The organism is Lysobacter sp. P5_B12, assembly GCF_056400425.1.
In genome coordinates this window covers 654,075-669,983 of the sequence record NZ_JBFULG010000001.1, presented here as the reverse complement: position 1 = coordinate 669,983, position 15,909 = coordinate 654,075, and the positions used below count along the sequence as shown (strand labels likewise).

The following is a 15,909-nucleotide window of genomic DNA, read 5'->3' as shown; positions in this document are numbered from 1 at the left end:
TCGAAGCAATGAGCAGACTGAAAGTGTTGTTGGTCGACGACCATGCCGGGTTCATCTCCGCGGCGATCCGCCATTTCCGCCGCCTGCCGTGGATCGACATCGTCGGCACCGCGTCCAATGGCATCGAGGCGATCTCGCAATGTGAAGTGTTGCGCCCGCACGCTGTGCTGATGGACCTGGCGATGCCCGAGATGGGCGGCCTGCAGGCCACGCGCCTGATCAAGGCGCAGGACGGCGCGCCCTTCGTCGTCATCGCCAGCCACTTCGACGACAGCGAACATCGTGCGCATGCGCAACGCGCCGGCGCCGATGCCTTCGTCAGCAAACTCACCTACCTCCACGACGTCCTGCCGCTGCTGGAACAGCTCGAACGCTCGACGCAAGACGAGACGGCACCCGCATGAGCGAGTCGCGCATCCTCATCGTCGACCAGGACATGCGTCGCGCCGAACACGTGGCCGGCCTGCTCGAATTCATGGACTTCAAGCCGCGCATCGCCGCCGATGCCGACGAGCTCGACCGCACGCGCTGGCGCGCCAGCGATTGGCTGGCGGTGGTCGTCGGCGACATCGGCGATGGCACCAGCTGGTCCGCGTTCGCGCAATGGCTCGCGGCGCAGTCGCTGCATCCGCCGGTGTTGGAATTGCCGGGCCACGCGCCCGATGCGAAGTGGCGCGCCTGCCTGCATCCGCAGGCGGTGTGGCCGCTCGCCTTCCCGATCCGCCGCACGCAGCTGCAGGAAGTCCTGCGCCGCGCGAGCCTGAAGCGCCTGGACGAAGACGCGCGCCGCGAAGTGCCGCAGATCGGCCCGACGGGTCGCAGCGCCGACGTGCTGTTCCTCAACAACACCATCGCGCAGGTCGCGCCGCACGACACGACCGTGCTGATCCTCGGCGAATCGGGCACCGGCAAGGAAGTCGCCGCGCGCGCGATCCACGCGCGTTCGTCGCGCAGCGGCAAACCTTTCGTCGCGATCAATTGCGGCGCGATCCCGCCCGATTTGCTCGAGAGCGAGCTGTTCGGCCACGAGAAGGGCGCCTTCACCGGCGCGTTGACGCAGCGCAAGGGCCGTTTCGAAATGGCCGAGGGCGGCACGCTGCTGCTCGACGAAATCGGCGACATGCCGATGGCGATGCAGGTCAAGCTGCTGCGCGTGTTGCAGGAGCGCGTGTTCGAACGCGTCGGCGGCGGCGCGCCGATCCGCTGCAACGTCCGCGTGATCGCGGCCACGCACCGCAACCTCGAAACGCAGATCGGCGAGGGCAAGTTCCGCGAGGACCTGTTCTACCGGCTCAACGTGTTCCCGATCGAGATGCCCGCGCTGCGCGACCGCGCCGAGGACCTGCCCGACCTGATCGAAGCGATCAGCCGCCAGCTCGCCGAAGGCGGGCGCGGCCAGGCCACGCTCGCGCCCGACGCGATCGTGGTCCTGCAGCACTACGCCTGGCCGGGCAACGTGCGCGAGTTGAGCAATCTCATCGAACGCCTGGCCGTGCTGCATCCCGGCGGCGTGGTGCGCGCCACCGACCTGCCCGCGCGATACCGCGCCGGCATGCCGACGCAGGGCTTCGAACCGGCGCCGGAACCGGCGCAGATCGCGGCCGCGATCGGTGCGAGCGCGCCGGCGGCGGTCGACCCTTCGCGCTTCTCGCCCAACACCACGCTGCCGCCGCAGGGCATCGACCTGCGCGGCCACATGGCGGGCATCGAACTGGAGCTGATCCGAAGCGCGCTCAACCAATCCGGTGGCGTCGTCGCGCATGCCGCGCCCTTGCTGGGCCTGCGTCGCACGACGCTGGTAGAGAAGCTCCGCAAGTACGGGATCTTCCGCGACCAGGGCGAGCAGGCCACGGACGAAGCCTCGGGTTTTTGAGCCGACGCCAATTTCCCGCCGCGTCCGTGGCACGCGTCTTGCCTAGTCATCGCAAGCCCGTTTGGCAGCGACCGCGACCGCAATGACCGACGCCATCAACTCGATCCTCTCGCAGATCCGCGCGCACGAAATACGCACGCGCGGCCTGGGCGACGCACCGGCCGGCAACGCGGTCGCCGCCACGCCGCCGGCCGCGTCGGGTTTCCAGCAGTCGCTCACCAACGCGCTCGACCAGGTCAACCAGACCCAGGCCAACGCCTCGCAACTGCAGACCGCATTCGAACTCGGCGACCCGCGCGCCGACCTGGCGCGCGTGATGGTCGCCATGCAGCAGTCGCAGGTCGCCTTCCGCGCCACGGTGGAAGTCCGCAACCGACTGGTGCAGGCGTACCAGGACGTCATGAACATGCCGATCTGACATGAGCGCGATCACTCTTCCCAAAACGCCAAGCAGCCTGCGCGACCTGGGCTATCTCCAGGACATCCCGGCCGTGCGCCAGCTCGGCATGCTCGCGCTCGTCGCGGGGACCATCGCGCTCGGGCTGTGGTTGTTCTTCTGGACGCAGAAGCCCGATTACGTGCCGGTGCAGGCCGGGCTCGATGCGAAATCCAGCAGCGAGGCCACCGAGTTGCTGCAGGGCGCGAAGATCCCCTATCGCATCGATCCCAACGGCGCGATCGCCGTGCCCACCGACCAGGTCGCTTCCGCGCGCCTGGCGCTCGCCGCGGCGGGCCTGCCGAACGACGACCACGCCGGCTTCGAATCGCTGCAGGGCGACCAGGGCTTCGGCACGAGCCAGTTCATCGAGAACGCGCGTTACCAGCAGGCCCTGCAGAACGAACTGGCCCGCACGATCGCCACCCTGCGCCCGGTGCGCGAAGCGCGCGTGCATCTCGCGCTGCCCAAGCCCAGCGCCTTCACGCGGCAGAAGGAACCAGCGACGGCGTCGGTCGTGCTCGAGATGCGCGGCGGCAGCGCGCTCGAACAGGGCCAGGTCAACGCGATCGTGCACCTGGTCGCCTCCAGCATTCCCGACCTCGCGCCCGAGCACGTCACGGTCGTGGACCAGTTCGGCCGCATGCTCTCCAACGACGATCCCGAGGGCGAGGACGCGATCGGCGCGCGGCAGTTCGACCAGCAGCGCCGCCAGGAAGCGGTGTACGTGCAGCGCATCCAGGAATTGCTCGAACCGATGACCGGCCCCGGCCGCGTCAGCGCGCAGGTCAGCGTCGACATGGACTTCGCGCGCACCGAAGAGGCCAGCGAACGCTACGGCCCGCAAACCAACATCCGCAGCGAGCAGTTGTCCGAATCGGGCAATTTGTCGTCGACGAGCTCGGCGCCGGCGCAGGGCGTGCCGGGCAGCGCGAGCAATACGCCGCCCGCGCAGGGTGCGAATGCCGCGTCTACTGCGCAGACGCAAGCGCAGCCGCAACAACAAGCCAGCACGGCTTCCGGCCCCGGCAGCCGCAGCTCCGTGCGCAACTACGAAATGGACCGCACGCTCACGCACACGCTGCAGGCGCCCGGTCGCATCCGTCGCGTCACGGTCGCGGTCCTGCTCGACAACGTACCGCAGGGCGCGGCCGAAGCCGGCAAGCCGCAGAAGCTGCGCCCGCTCGCCGCCGCCGAACTCAAGCGCGTCGAAACGCTGGTGCAACAAGCGATCGGCTTCGACGCACAACGCGGCGACATGGTGTCGGTGGTGAATGCGCCCTTCGCGCGCGACGTCGCCGACAACGCCGACGACGCGCCCCCGTTGTGGGAACAACCGCGCGCACGCGACTTGACGCGCGTCGTGCTCGGCGGCCTGGCCGTGCTGCTGCTGATCTTCTTCGTGCTGCGCCCCGCGTTCCGTGCGCTGCTCGCGCCGAAGACGCGCAAGCCGCAGGAAATCACCGCCACGATCGTCGATCCCGACGAAGAGATTCCGGTCAGCCTGTCGGCATCGTCCACGACGCGCTCGGCCAAGACGCCCTCGCCCGCGCTGATGAACTTCGACGAGAAACTCGAAGTCGCGCGTTCGGCGGTCAACACCGACGCCAAGCGCGTCGCCCAGGTCGTGCGCAGCATGGTGGAATCCGATGGCTGACGCGCCCGTGTTGTCCGGCGTGCAGCGCGCCGCGATCGTCCTGCTCTCGCTCGGCGAACAGCAGGCCGCCGAAGTGCTCAAGCACATGGGCGCCAAGGAAGTGCAGAAGCTCGGCCTGGCGATGACCTCCGTCGGCGGCGTTTCGCGAGAATCGGTCGCCCACGTGTTCGATGAATTCGTCGACACGCTGGCGCAACCCGGCGTGCTCGGCTCGGCCGCCGACGACTACGTGCGCGCCGTGCTCACCCAGGCGCTGGGCGAGGAGCGCGCGAGCAGCCTGATCGACCGCATCCTCATGGGCCGCAACACCTCGGGTCTGGATTCGCTGAAGTGGATGGAGCCGCGCGCGATCGCCGAGCTGGTGCGCAACGAGCATCCGCAGATCATCGCCATCGTCATGGCCCACCTGGACAGCGACCAGGCCGCCGAAGTGCTCAAGTGCCTGCCCGACCGCGTGCGCGTGGACGTGCTGCTGCGCCTGGCCACGCTCGACGGCATTCCGCCGCACGCACTGAACGAACTCAACGACGTGATGCAGCGGCAGTTCGCCGGCAGCCAGAACATCAAGTCCTCGATGGTCGGCGGCATCAAGGTCGCCGCGAACATCCTCAACTTCATGGACTCGGGCCAGGACGAAGCGATCCTCGGCGCGATCGGCGACGTCGACGGCGAACTCGGCACGCGCATCCGCGACCTGATGTTCGTCTTCGACAACCTCGCCGACCTCGACGACCGCTCGATGCAGACCGTGCTGCGCGACGTGCCGAGCGACAAGCTCGCCATCGCGCTGCGCGGCGCCGATCCGGGCGTCAAGGACAAGATCACCTCGAACATGTCCTCGCGCGCCGCCGAAATCCTGCTCGAAGACATGGAAGCGCGCGGCCCGGTGCGCCTGGCCGAAGTGGAAGCTGCGCAGAAGGAAATTCTCGCCACGGTGCGTCGCATGTCCGAAGCCGGCGAGATCCAGTTGTCGGCGAAGACCGAGGCCTTCGTATGAACGCACAAGCCGTGCGCTGGACCGCGCCGGGCCTGGCGACGGCGAATACGCCGAAACCCGATCTTCCCGCGCCGCCCAGCGTCGAAGAGTTGCAGGCACTCGAAGCAGCTGCGTACGCCGAAGGCCATGCGCGCGGCCATGCCGAGGGACTCGCGTCGGGCCAGGCCGAAGTGCGGCGGATGATCGCGCAGATCGAAGGCATCCTCGATGGATTCACGCGTCCGCTCGCGCGCCTGGACGGCGAAGTCGCCGACGCGCTGGCCGACCTCGCGGTGCGCATCGCCGGCAGCCTGCTCGGCCGCGCCTATGTCGCCGATCCCACGCTGCTCGCCGAACTCGTGCGCGAAGCGCTCGACGCCGTCGGCAGCGACAGTCGCGAAATGGAACTGCGCCTGCACCCCGACGATTTCGGCGTGCTCGCACCACACCTGATGGGCCTAGACGGCGTGCGCCTGACGATGGACACCGCGCTCGGGCGCGGCGAACTGCGGCTGCACAGCGAAGGCGTGCGCATCGACGGCACGCTGGCCGCACGCCTGCGCAGCGTGCTCGAAGCCACCGTCGCGGCGCACACGGGATCCGACGCGTGAGCGTGCCCGCCGATCATTGGCGCGATGCGCGCAACCTGCGCCTGGCCGAACAATTGCAGGCGCGCACGCCGCAACCGCTATCGCTCGGCCTCTCTCGCGAAGGCGTGCTGCGCCGCGCCGTGGGCCTCACGCTCGAAGCGTCCGGTTGCAGTGCACCGCTCGGTTCGCGATGCCGCGTGGAAACGCACGGCGGCCGCTGGGTCGAAGCGGAAGTCGTCGGCTTCTCCGGCGACCGCACCTTCCTCATGCCGACCGCCGACCTCGGCGGCCTGCTGCCGAACGCGCGCGTCGTACCTTCGCGCAGCCGCGGTGGCGAAGTCGCGGTCGGCGAAGGCCTGCTCGGCCGCGTGATCGACAGCGACGGCGTGCCGCTCGACGGCCGCGGGCCGGTGCGACGCGAACACAGCGTCGGCCTGGCGGCCGTCGCGATCAATCCGCTCACGCGTGAACCGATCACGCGCTCGCTCGACGTCGGCGTGCGCGCGATCAACGCGCTGCTGCCGATCGGCCGTGGGCAGCGCGTCGGCCTGTTCGCAGGCTCGGGTGTCGGCAAGTCGACGCTGCTCGGGATGATGACCCGCTACACCGCCGCCGACGTCATCGTCGTGGGCCTGATCGGCGAACGCGGCCGCGAAGTGCGCGATTTCGTCGAAAGCACACTGGGCGAGGAAGGCCTGCGCCGCGCGGTGGTCGTCGCCGCGCCCGCGGACCGTCCGCCGCTCGCCCGCTTGCACGGTGCACTGCGCGCCACCGCCATCGCAGAGTGGTATCGCGACCAGGGCCTGCACGTGCTGCTGTTGATGGATTCCCTGACGCGCTTCGCGCATGCGCAGCGCGAGATCGGCCTGTCGGTGGGCGAACCGCCGACCACGCGCGGTTATCCGCCGTCGGTGTTCGCCAAGTTGCCGGCGCTGGTGGAACGCGCGGGCAACGGCGCGGACGGACGCGGTTCGATCACCGCCTTCTACACCGTGTTGACCGAAGGCGACGACCAGCAGGAACCGATCGCCGACGCCGCGCGCGCGATCCTCGACGGCCACATCGTGCTGACGCGCCGCATCGCCGACGCCGGCCAATACCCGGCGATCGATGTCGAAGTGTCGGTCAGCCGCGTGATGCAGGACATCACCGATGCCCCGTGGCGCGAACGGATCCGCAAACTCAAACGCCTGATCGCCGCGTACAACGCGCAACGCGACCTGATCGCCATCGGCGCCTACCAGCGCGGCAGCGATCCGGTGGTCGACGAAGCGACCGCGCGTTGGCCCGCGATCCAGCAATTCCTCGGCCAGGATGTCAGCGAGGCCGCCAACGTCGAATCCAGTCGCGCCGCCCTCGAGCGCGTGCTGGCCGATGCCTGATTTTCATACAGCAAGTTCGAAACAGTGATCGATCCCGGAGTCCACTACCCATGCGTTCGCGACGCTTAGAACCCCTCCTGAAGGTGGTGCAGCAACGCCAGGACACGGCCGCGCGCCAGGTCGCCGAGCGCGACCGCGTGCTCGCCGAGCAACAGGAACGCCTGGACGCGTTGCGCCGTTACGCCGAGGAATACGCGGCGGCCCCCGGCGACACCACCACGCCCGCGCTGCTGGTGAACCGGCTCGCGTTCCGCGAACGCCTCAATGCCGCCGTCGTGCAGCAGGCCGGCATCGTCGACCAGAACCGCCAGCTCAGCGACGTGCAACGCATGCGCCTGCTGCTGGCCAGTCGCGAAACCAAGGTGATGGAACAACTGTCCGGCAGCTACAAGGCGAGCGAATCGCAGGAAGCCGACCGCCGCGTGCAACGCGAACTCGATGAGCTCGCGGGGCGTCGTGGGGGCACTGCGCCCGACGGGGAGACGTCGGCGTGATCGGGGGCACGATGGGCGCGACGGCGACGGCACCGACGCCGGCGCCGACACAGACGCCAGCGAACGCGACTGCGGACGCATCCGCTGCGCAAGCCTCGGACACCCAAGGCACCGCCGCGACGACGAAACCGAAATCCCCGCCGTCGCCTGCGAACGATGGCGCAGACGCCAACGCGCCGCGCGACTTCGATGCACTGCTGGCCGCGCACGATCCCGCGGAGGCCGCCGCCGCAACCCCGGCCGACCCCGCGCGCGCACCCGCGTCACGGACGGACAATGCGCTCGACGCCGCGACCACGCCGATGCCGCCCGACCAATTGCTGGCCCTGCTCGTCGGCAGCCAGGCATTCTCCGCCGCGCCGGCGAATGCGCCCGCGCAAGCGACCGCAACGCCGCAGGGCGACGAGGCGATGCGCGCCGCGCGTCCTGCGTCGATCGCACAGCCGATCGCGGGCACGGCGTTGCCCGCGGCCATCGCCTCGACTTCCACCGACGCCGCCGCGACGACCACGCCGCTGCCGACGCATGCGGCCGTGACTGCATTCATGGACGCGGCGAACGGCGATGCGCCGAACGCAACGCCGCAGCCGGCCTCCGACTTCAGCAACCTCCTGGCGGCGCCCGCGCCCGCAGCGGCTTCGCATTCGACCAGCGCAACCGCCGCCGTCGCACCGACCACACCACCGCTTTCGATGCCGATCGACCCGGATGCAGGCTTCGACGACGACTTCGGCGCACAGATCGGCTGGATGGCGGGTCAGCGCATCGGCCATGCGCAGATCCGCATCAGCCCCGACAACCTCGGGCCGATCGACGTGCGGGTGGAAGTCGACGGCACGCGCGTGAATGCCGAATTCCACAGCGCGCACGCCGAAGTCCGCCATGCGCTCGAAGCGAGCGTGCCGCGCCTGCGCGAAATGCTCGGGCAGCAGGGCCTGCAACTGGGACACGCGGACGTGGGCCAACGGCGCCAGAACGACGCACGCCCGATGCCGCAGGACGCAACACCCGATGCGGCCGCTTCGCACGACGGCACCACGGCCGCCACGACGCTTTCCCGTCCGCTGCGCACCCGCGGCCTGGTCGACGAATACGCCTGACGGCATTCCGGCACACGACCACGCCAAATCCCCGTCGCCGCGTCGGGCACGGCGCTTGCACTGATCGGACATCGCCTTACCGGAGTGTCCGCTCGTGTCGTCCCCAGCCCCAGCCGCAGCCAAGACCGCAGCGAAGAAGAAGGGCCGCAAGTGGCCGTTGATCGTCGGCGCCACGCTGCTGATCGGCGGTGCGGGCGGTGGCGCTTGGTGGTGGTGGGCCGGCCAGGCGGCCGCCGCGCACGACGCTGAAAAGAGCGCGGCACCGGCGCACGCACCGGCGCAGTACTTCGCGCTCGAGCCCGCCTTCGTCGTCAACCTCGTCGACGACGACGCCGTGCGTTACCTCCAGGCCGACGTGCAACTGGTCACGCGCGACAACGACACGCGTGCGGCGTTCGAAACCCACGCGCCCATGATCCGCAATCGCCTGTTGCTGCTGTTCGGCCAGATGTCCTCCGCGCAACTGGCGCAGCGCAGCGGCAAGGAACGCCTGCAGACCGCCGCGCTGAACGAAGTGCGCACGGTGCTCAAGCAGGAAGGCGCCCCGTACCGAGTCGAAGCGGTGATCTTCACCAGCCTGGTGACGCAATGATGGGCGCCGACCTGCTTTCGCAGGACGAGATCGATGCCCTGTTGCATGGCGTCGACAGCGGCGTGGTCGAAACCGAACCGCCGCCGGCACCGGGCGAGGCGCGCAATTACGACTTCGCCAGCCAGGACCGCATCGTCCGCGGCAAGTTGCCGACGCTGGAGATGATCAACGAGCGATTCGCGCGTACGTGGCGCATCGGCCTGTTCAATCTCCTGCGCCGCTCGGCCGACCTGTCGGTGCGCGGCATCGACCTGGTCCGCTTCGGCGAATACATGCATTCGCTGCAGGTGCCGACCAACCTCAACCTGGTGAAGATGAAGCCGCTGCGCGGGACGTGCCTGATCGTCCACGAACCGCGCCTGGTCTACACCGTCGTCGACAACTTCTTCGGCGGCAACGGCAAGTTCCACACGCGCATCGAAGGCCGCGAGTTCACGCCGACCGAGATGCGCGTGATCCAGTTGTTGCTCAAGCAGACCTTCGCCGATCTCGCCGAAGCCTGGGCGCCGGTGATGCCGGTGGAATTCGAGTACCTCAACTCCGAGGTCAACCCGCACTTCGCCAACATCATCAGCCCGCGCGATTACATCGTCGTCAGCCGCTTCCATTGCGAACTAGACGGCGGCGGCGGCGAGGTGCACATCGCGCTGCCCTACGCGATGCTCGAACCGATCCGCGAGGCGCTGGATGCCGGCGTGCAGAGCGACCGCATCGAGAAAGACGAGAACTGGACGCGCGCGATGCAATCGCAGTTGCAGGACGCGACGGTCGAACTCAGCTCCACGCTCGCGCGCCGACAGATCAGCCTGCGCGAGCTCTCGCGGCTGAAGGTCGGCGACATCATCCCGATCGACCTGCTGCCGCAGGTGCCGCTGCACGTCGAACAGATGCCCTTGTTCTCCGGCGAGTTCGGCGTCCACAACGGCCGCAATTCCATCAAGGTCGCGCAGGTCCACGCTGCGCGCGCCCAACCTTCCTTCGATCCCACGACGGCCCAGCCATGAACCTGTCCGATGTCGCGGCGCGCGCCGCATTCGATCCCCTGACCGCCGAAGGTGGCGCCAACGCCGAGCTCAACCTCGACGTGATCCTCGACGTGCCGGTTTCGCTGTCGCTGGAAGTGGGCCGCACGCGCATTCCGATCCGCAACCTGCTGCAACTCAACCAGGGCTCGGTCGTCGAACTCGATCGCGCCGCCGGCGAACCGCTCGATGTGTACGTCAACGGCACGCTGATCGCGCAGGGCGAAGTCGTGGTGGTCAACGACCGCTTCGGCGTGCGCCTGACCGACGTCGTCAGCCCGGCCGAACGCATCAAGAGGCTGCGATGAACCCCGCGACCGTCGCCCATGCCGCGCCCGTCGGCGCCGGCAGCATCGGCGGCGCGTTGCTCGCGCTGGTCCTGGTGGTCGGGCTGATCCTCGCGTTGGGCTGGGTTGCGCGCCGCATGCCCGGCATGCGCGCCGGCAATCGCAACGCCGCCTTGCGCGTGGTCGATTCGCTCACGCTCGGCCCGCGCGAACGCGTGGTCGTCGTCGCGGTGGGCGAGACGCAATTGCTGCTCGGCGTCGGCGCCGGCGGCACGCGCATGCTCCACACCCTCGCGCAACCGCTGCCGGAAGCCGCGCCGGGCGCGACGCCCGCATTCGCGCAATTGCTCGCACAGCATTTCGGAAAGAAAGCATGAGTTCGATGATTCGATGCGCGATGCAGGCCTTCGCGTGCACGCTGCTCCTGTTCGCGCTGGTGATCGGCACGTCGTCCACGGCGCATGCGCAGGCGACTGCGACGCCGGCGGCCAGCGTCGCCGCGCAGCCTGCGAGCGCAGCGCCCGCGCAAGCCTTGCCGTCGGTGAACGTCGGACAGATCGGCGCCCAACCGGTGAGCATGCCCCTGCAGGTGCTGGCACTGATGACCGGCATCACGCTGCTGCCGGCGGCGTTGCTCGGCATCACCGCGTTCACGCGCATCATCATCGTGCTTGGCCTGCTGCGGCAGGCGCTCGGCACGGGGCAGACGCCGGGCAACCAGGTGCTGTTGGCGCTGGCTTTGTTCCTCACCTCGATGATCATGATGCCGGTGTTCGACCACGCATGGGCGAACGGCATCGCGCCGTACCTGGACCACAAGATCGATTTCAAGACGGCGTGGCAGCTGGGCTCCGAGCCCTTCCGCGGTTTCATGCTCGCGCAAGTGCGCGAGAACGACCTGATGACGTTCGCGGGCCTTTCGAACAGCGGCCCGTACGCGACGCCGCAGGACGTGCCCTTCGGCGTGCTCGCAGCTTCGTTCCTCACCAGCGAACTGAAGACCGCGTTCGAAATCGCGTTCCTGATCTACATCCCGTTCGTGATCATCGACCTGGTCGTGGCGAGCGTGCTGATGTCGATGGGCATGATGATGCTCTCGCCGATGTTGATCTCCGCGCCGTTCAAGATTTTGTTGTTCGTGCTCGTCGATGGTTGGGTGCTCGTCGTCGGTTCGCTCGCCGCCAGCTTCAATCCCTTCTGAGGCCGACGCGATGACGCCCGAAACCGCAATGACCGAAATCGCCGGCGGCCTGCAACTGGCGCTGCTGCTGTCCGCACCCTTGCTGCTCGCCGTGCTGCTCTCCGGCGTGCTCGTCGGCATCGTGCAGGCGGCCACGCAGATCAACGAACCGACGATCGCCTTCGTCGTGAAGGGCGTGACTCTGGTCGCGATGCTCGGCCTGACGGGGCACTTCCTGCTCGGCCGCCTGGTGTCGTTCACGACCGATCTGTTCCATCGGATCCCGCACCTGATCGGGTAGACGATGGACGCCGTCACGCTCACCACCGCCACCGGCGTCGATCTGTTCGGCCTGCTCGGCGCGACGCTCTGGTACGCGCTGCGCATCGGCGCGGCGGTCCAGGTGTTGCCGGTGCTCGGTGGTCGCAGCATGCCGGCGCGCGCGCGGTTGATCATCACGCTTGCATTGGCCGTCGCGATTTCCACGATCCTGCCGGCGCCGCCGCCGATGCGCCTGGATTCGGTGACGGTGCTCGGCGTGCTGCGCGAAGTGACGCTGGGCATCGCGATGGGCCTGATGTTGCGGCTCGCGTTCGAAGCAGGCCAACTCGCGGGCGAACTGGCGTCGCAGGGCATGGGCCTGTCCTTCGCGACGATGGCCGATCCTCTCAGCGGCGCGTCCTCGCCGGTGTTGTCGCAGTGGTTCTACCTGGTGTTCGCGTTGTTGTTCTTCACCTTCGACGCACACCTGGCGCTGGTGCGCGTACTTGCCGACAGCTATCGACAATTGCCCATCGGCGTCGCGATCCCGGACGTGATGGCCGTGCTCAGCGCGGTGCCCGACTTCTTCGGCCATTGCCTGGCCGCCGGCGTGTTGCTTGCGCTGCCGGTGATGATGGCGCTGCTCGCGGTCAACATTGCCTTCGGCGTGCTCTCGCGCGCGGCCTCGCAACTCAATCCGATGTCGATCGGCCTGCCGGTGTCGCTGCTGGTCGGCCTCGCCCTGCTCGTGGTGCTGACCACGCACCTGCAGGGCCCCGTGCAGGGCTTGTTCGACGACGCCTTCGCCGCCGCGCGCGCGCTCACCGCCTGAGGGTGCGATGAGCGAAGCCGCCGACAACGAAGACCGGACCGAACAGCCATCGGAGAAACGCCTCCGACAAGCGCGCGAAAGCGGTGATGTCCCGCGATCGCGCGAATTGGCGAACGTCGCCGTGCTCGGTTGCGCGACGATCGCGCTGAAAGCCACCGCGGGCCACATCGGCGGTGCGTCGCGCGACTGGATGCAGGGCGCCCTGCGCTTCGACCGCAGCCTGCTCGATGCACCCGAGCGCCTGCCCGATCACGCGGCGCACCTGTTGTTCGGACTGGTGCCGCCGATGCTGCCGTTGGTGGGCGCTGCGCTCATCGCGTGCGTGGTGGGGCCGATGGTGATGGGTGGCCTGCGCTTCGCCTCCAAGTCGCTGCAACCGGATTTCAGCCGCCTCAACCCGGCCGCGGGCCTCAAGCGCATGTACGGCAAGGACAGCCTGGCCGAACTCGTGCGCGCGGTGCTGCGCGTGCTGTTGATCGGCGGCGTCGGCGCGTGGGTGGTGCACGGTGCGTTCGGCACGCTGGTCGGCATGGCCGATGCGCCGATCGAAGTCGCGGTGAGCGAAGGCGTCGACCTCGTCCTGCACGCATTGCTCGCGATGGTCGGTGCGCTCGGCGTCCTCGCGCTGGTCGACGTGCCGTGGCAGCACATCCGCCATCGCGCGAAGTTGAAGATGACGCGCCAGGAATTGCGCGACGAAGCCAAGGAATCGGAAGGCAATCCCGAAATGAAGGCGCGCGTGCGCCATGTCGCGCGCGAGATGTCGCGTCGCCGGATGATGGACGCGGTGCCCACCGCCGACGTCGTGCTGATGAACCCGACGCACTACGCGGTGGCGCTCAAATACAACGCAGGCTCGATGCGCGCGCCCACGGTCGTGGCCAAGGGCGTCGACGAAACGGCGCTCGCGATCCGCGCACTGGCCGACAAACATCGCGTGGCGATCGTCGAAGCCCCGCCGCTGGCACGCGCCTTGTATCGACAGGCCAGGCTCGACCAGGAAGTCCCCGTGAAGCTCTACGCCGCCGTCGCCCAGGTGCTGTCCTACGTCTACCAGCTCAAGGCCTGGGTGCCGGGCCGCGGCCCGATGCCCGCGCTGCCCGCCATCGACGTCGGCGCCGACGGCGCACCGGACGACGACGCCAAGGGTTCGACGCCATGAGCGACGCAACACCGCGCGGCATGGCGACGGCCTTGCGCAACGGCATCGCCGCGCCATTGGTAATGCTCGCGATGCTGGCGATGGTGATGGTGCCGCTGGCGCCGATCCTGCTCGACGGCCTGTTCACCATCAACATCGCGCTGTCGCTGGTGGTGATGCTCGCGGTGGTCTACGTCCGCCGCCCGCTGGAATTCTCTACCTTCCCCAGCGTGCTGCTGATGGTCACCCTGCTGCGGCTGGCGCTCAACGTCGCCTCCACGCGCGTGGTGCTGTTGCACGGTCACGAAGGCCAGGGCGCCGCCGGCCACGTGATCGAATCCTTCGGGCAGTTCGTGGTCGGCGGCAGTTACGCGGTCGGCATCGTGGTGTTCACGATCCTCACCATCGTCAACTTCGTCGTGGTCACCAAGGGCGCGGGGCGCATCTCCGAAGTGTCGGCGCGCTTCATCCTCGATGCCCTGCCCGGCAAGCAGATGGCGATCGACGCCGACCTCAACGCCGGCCTGCTCACGCGCGAGGACGCGCGCCAGCGGCGCCAGGAAGTGCGCGACGAAGCGGACTTCTACGGTTCGATGGACGGCGCGAGCAAGTTCGTCCGCGGCGACGCGATCGCCGGCATTTTGATCCTCGTCATCAACGTCGTCGGCGGCATGCTGATCGGCGTGATCCAGCACGACATGGGCTTCGCCGAAGCGGCGCAGACCTACACCATGCTCGCGATCGGCGACGGCCTGGTCGCGCAGTTGCCCGCGCTGCTGATCGCCACGGCGACCGCGATGCTGGTCACGCGTTCCACCGGCGAGCAGGAAATGGGCTCGGCGGTGTCGCTGCAGTTGTTCGGCCACCAGCGCGCGCTGACCGTGGCGGCGGTATTGCTCGGCGTGATCGGCGTGATCCCCGGCATGCCCAACATTCCCTTCCTCCTGCTGGCCGGCGTGCTGGGCTACGCCGCGTGGAAGCTGCACCAGCGCGCGAAGCGCGCGGCGGAACAACCCGAGGTCGACACCGCGACGAACGCCGAATCGACCGCGGTGGCCGAACTGGGCTGGGACGAGATCCGCCCCGTCGAACCTTTGGCGCTGGAAGTGGGCTATCGCCTGATCGGCCTGGTCGACAAGCAACAGGGCGGCGAATTGTTGGCGCGGCTCAAGGGCGTGCGCCGCAAGCTCACGCAGGACATCGGCTTCCTCATTCCCGCGGTGCACGTGCGCGACAACCTCGAGCTGTCGCCCAACCACTATCGCGTGCTCGTGCACGGCGTGCCGGTGGCGAGCGGCGACCTGCATCCGGAACGCGACCTCGCGCTCGATCCGGGCAAGGTGTTCGGTGCGCTCGACGGTATTCCCGGCAAGGATCCGGCCTTCGGGCTCGATGCGGTGTGGATCCTGCCCTCGCAGCGCGCGCACGCCGAATCGCTCGGCTACACGGTGGTCGATGCGGCCACCGTCGTGGCCACCCATCTTTCGCACCTGGTGCGCGAGCGCGCCGCCGAACTGCTCGGCCACGAGGAAGCGCAGCACCTGCTGACGGCGCTTGGACGCAGCGCGCCGAAGCTCGTCGAGGATTTGACACCCAAGCTGCTGCCGCTGTCGGTGGTGGTGAAGGTCCTGCAATCGCTGCTGGCCGAGCGCGTGCCGATCCGGCAGATGCGCCAGATCGTCGAAGCGCTGCTCGACCACGGCGTGCACAGCCAGGATCCGGCGCTGCTCACCGCCGCGGTGCGCACCGGACTGGGCCGCTTCATCGTCCAGGAACTCAATGGCCTGGCGCCGGAACTGCCCGTGTTCACGCTCGCGCCGTCTCTGGAACGGGTGTTGCAGGACTCCGTCAGCGGCCAGGGCGCCGCGATGGAACCCGGGCTCGCCGAGCGGTTGCACCAGAACCTCGGCGAGTGCGTGGCACGGCAGGAAAGTCGCGGCGAACCCGCGGTGCTGCTGGTGCCCGGCGGGATCCGCGCGGCGATCGCCCGGCTCGTGCGGCACAGCATTCCGTCGTTGTCGGTGCTGGCCTACGGCGAGGTGCCGGAGGACAAGCGACTGCGCGTGGTGGGTGCGATCGGTTGAGT

The 15,909-nt window shown here is 68.7% G+C and carries 18 protein-coding genes; all 18 read left to right on the top strand.

What is annotated here, in order from left to right:
- The first annotated feature begins 8 nt into the window (after positions 1 to 8).
- The 18 genes from AC1DOM_RS03105 to flhA all read left to right on the top strand — a co-directional run bounded on the left by AC1DOM_RS03105 (position 9) and on the right by flhA (position 15,907).
- Positions 9 to 404: a response regulator gene (locus tag AC1DOM_RS03105; RefSeq protein ID WP_498960096.1), complete on the top strand. Its 396-nt coding sequence runs from the start codon at positions 9 to 11 to the stop codon at positions 402 to 404.
- Positions 401 to 1,873, top strand: a complete 1,473-nt coding sequence (locus tag AC1DOM_RS03100; protein ID WP_498960095.1) for a sigma-54 dependent transcriptional regulator — start codon at positions 401 to 403, stop codon at positions 1,871 to 1,873. Before AC1DOM_RS03105 ends, AC1DOM_RS03100 begins: the two co-directional genes overlap by 4 nt.
- Before the next feature lie 82 nt (positions 1,874 to 1,955).
- Entirely contained in the window at positions 1,956 to 2,291 is a 336-nt protein-coding gene (gene fliE / locus AC1DOM_RS03095; protein WP_498960093.1) for a flagellar hook-basal body complex protein FliE, read from the top strand.
- A gap of 1 nt (position 2,292) precedes the next feature.
- Positions 2,293 to 3,966, top strand: coding sequence for a flagellar basal-body MS-ring/collar protein FliF (gene fliF / locus AC1DOM_RS03090; RefSeq protein ID WP_498960091.1), 1,674 nt, complete (start codon positions 2,293 to 2,295; stop codon positions 3,964 to 3,966).
- 10 nt (positions 3,967 to 3,976) lie between these two features.
- A complete protein-coding gene (gene fliG / locus AC1DOM_RS03085; protein WP_498960223.1) occupies positions 3,977 to 4,963 on the top strand; it encodes a flagellar motor switch protein FliG in 987 nt (328 codons plus the stop codon).
- Positions 4,960 to 5,553 (top strand): FliH/SctL family protein, encoded by a 594-nt coding sequence (locus AC1DOM_RS03080; RefSeq protein WP_498960089.1) that lies wholly within the window; start codon positions 4,960 to 4,962, stop codon positions 5,551 to 5,553. Before fliG ends, AC1DOM_RS03080 begins: the two co-directional genes overlap by 4 nt.
- Positions 5,550 to 6,914: a flagellar protein export ATPase FliI gene (fliI, locus tag AC1DOM_RS03075; protein ID WP_498960087.1), complete on the top strand. Its 1,365-nt coding sequence runs from the start codon at positions 5,550 to 5,552 to the stop codon at positions 6,912 to 6,914. Before AC1DOM_RS03080 ends, fliI begins: the two co-directional genes overlap by 4 nt.
- Positions 6,915 to 6,964: 50 nt before the next feature.
- On the top strand, positions 6,965 to 7,408 hold the full coding sequence (gene fliJ, locus AC1DOM_RS03070) for a flagellar export protein FliJ (RefSeq protein ID WP_498960086.1): 444 nt from the start codon (positions 6,965 to 6,967) through the stop codon (positions 7,406 to 7,408).
- The gene (locus AC1DOM_RS03065; RefSeq protein ID WP_498960084.1) at positions 7,405 to 8,508 is read left to right on the top strand and encodes a flagellar hook-length control protein FliK; all 1,104 of its coding nucleotides are present in this window, start codon (positions 7,405 to 7,407) and stop codon (positions 8,506 to 8,508) included. The genes fliJ and AC1DOM_RS03065 overlap by 4 nt, the downstream gene beginning before the upstream one ends.
- 94 nt (positions 8,509 to 8,602) lie before the next feature.
- On the top strand, positions 8,603 to 9,100 hold the full coding sequence (locus tag AC1DOM_RS03060) for a flagellar basal body-associated FliL family protein (protein WP_498960082.1): 498 nt from the start codon (positions 8,603 to 8,605) through the stop codon (positions 9,098 to 9,100).
- Positions 9,097 to 10,104 carry a flagellar motor switch protein FliM gene (gene fliM, locus AC1DOM_RS03055; RefSeq protein ID WP_498960080.1) on the top strand — a complete coding sequence of 336 codons (1,008 nt, stop codon included), beginning with the start codon at positions 9,097 to 9,099 and terminating at the stop codon, positions 10,102 to 10,104. The genes AC1DOM_RS03060 and fliM overlap by 4 nt, the downstream gene beginning before the upstream one ends.
- A complete protein-coding gene (gene fliN, locus AC1DOM_RS03050) occupies positions 10,101 to 10,430 on the top strand; it encodes a flagellar motor switch protein FliN (protein WP_498960078.1) in 330 nt (109 codons plus the stop codon). Before fliM ends, fliN begins: the two co-directional genes overlap by 4 nt.
- Positions 10,427 to 10,786, top strand: a complete 360-nt coding sequence (gene fliO, locus AC1DOM_RS03045) for a flagellar biosynthetic protein FliO (protein ID WP_498960076.1) — start codon at positions 10,427 to 10,429, stop codon at positions 10,784 to 10,786. Before fliN ends, fliO begins: the two co-directional genes overlap by 4 nt.
- A 5-nt stretch (positions 10,787 to 10,791) precedes the next feature.
- Complete coding sequence (gene fliP / locus AC1DOM_RS03040) at positions 10,792 to 11,610, top strand: flagellar type III secretion system pore protein FliP (protein ID WP_498960221.1); 819 nt, start codon at positions 10,792 to 10,794, stop codon at positions 11,608 to 11,610.
- Between the two features lie 10 nt (positions 11,611 to 11,620).
- Positions 11,621 to 11,890: a flagellar biosynthetic protein FliQ gene (locus tag AC1DOM_RS03035; protein ID WP_498960074.1), complete on the top strand. Its 270-nt coding sequence runs from the start codon at positions 11,621 to 11,623 to the stop codon at positions 11,888 to 11,890.
- Between the two features lie 3 nt (positions 11,891 to 11,893).
- On the top strand, positions 11,894 to 12,682 hold the full coding sequence (gene fliR / locus AC1DOM_RS03030; protein WP_498960072.1) for a flagellar biosynthetic protein FliR: 789 nt from the start codon (positions 11,894 to 11,896) through the stop codon (positions 12,680 to 12,682).
- Positions 12,683 to 12,689: 7 nt separating this feature from the next.
- On the top strand, positions 12,690 to 13,844 hold the full coding sequence (flhB, locus tag AC1DOM_RS03025) for a flagellar biosynthesis protein FlhB (RefSeq protein WP_498960070.1): 1,155 nt from the start codon (positions 12,690 to 12,692) through the stop codon (positions 13,842 to 13,844).
- Positions 13,845 to 13,864: 20 nt separating this feature from the next.
- Positions 13,865 to 15,907 carry a flagellar biosynthesis protein FlhA gene (flhA, locus tag AC1DOM_RS03020; protein ID WP_498960219.1) on the top strand — a complete coding sequence of 681 codons (2,043 nt, stop codon included), beginning with the start codon at positions 13,865 to 13,867 and terminating at the stop codon, positions 15,905 to 15,907.
- Positions 15,908 to 15,909: the final 2 nt, after the last annotated feature.

Excerpts from the sequence above, each read along its gene's own strand:
- AC1DOM_RS03105 (WP_498960096.1), top strand. The coding sequence starts at position 9 with ATGAGCAGACTGAAAGTGTTGTTGGTCGACGACCATGCCGGGTTCATC.
- AC1DOM_RS03100 (WP_498960095.1), top strand. The coding sequence starts at position 401 with ATGAGCGAGTCGCGCATCCTCATCGTCGACCAGGACATGCGTCGCGCC.
- fliE (WP_498960093.1), top strand. The coding sequence starts at position 1,956 with ATGACCGACGCCATCAACTCGATCCTCTCGCAGATCCGCGCGCACGAA.
- fliF (WP_498960091.1), top strand. The coding sequence starts at position 2,293 with ATGAGCGCGATCACTCTTCCCAAAACGCCAAGCAGCCTGCGCGACCTG.
- AC1DOM_RS03080 (WP_498960089.1), top strand. The coding sequence starts at position 4,960 with ATGAACGCACAAGCCGTGCGCTGGACCGCGCCGGGCCTGGCGACGGCG.
- fliJ (WP_498960086.1), top strand. The coding sequence starts at position 6,965 with ATGCGTTCGCGACGCTTAGAACCCCTCCTGAAGGTGGTGCAGCAACGC.
- fliM (WP_498960080.1), top strand. The coding sequence starts at position 9,097 with ATGATGGGCGCCGACCTGCTTTCGCAGGACGAGATCGATGCCCTGTTG.
- fliN (WP_498960078.1), top strand. The coding sequence starts at position 10,101 with ATGAACCTGTCCGATGTCGCGGCGCGCGCCGCATTCGATCCCCTGACC.
- fliO (WP_498960076.1), top strand. The coding sequence starts at position 10,427 with ATGAACCCCGCGACCGTCGCCCATGCCGCGCCCGTCGGCGCCGGCAGC.
- fliP (WP_498960221.1), top strand. The coding sequence starts at position 10,792 with ATGATTCGATGCGCGATGCAGGCCTTCGCGTGCACGCTGCTCCTGTTC.
- AC1DOM_RS03035 (WP_498960074.1), top strand. The coding sequence starts at position 11,621 with ATGACGCCCGAAACCGCAATGACCGAAATCGCCGGCGGCCTGCAACTG.
- fliR (WP_498960072.1), top strand. The coding sequence starts at position 11,894 with ATGGACGCCGTCACGCTCACCACCGCCACCGGCGTCGATCTGTTCGGC.
- flhB (WP_498960070.1), top strand. The coding sequence starts at position 12,690 with ATGAGCGAAGCCGCCGACAACGAAGACCGGACCGAACAGCCATCGGAG.
- flhA (WP_498960219.1), top strand. The coding sequence starts at position 13,865 with ATGGCGACGGCCTTGCGCAACGGCATCGCCGCGCCATTGGTAATGCTC.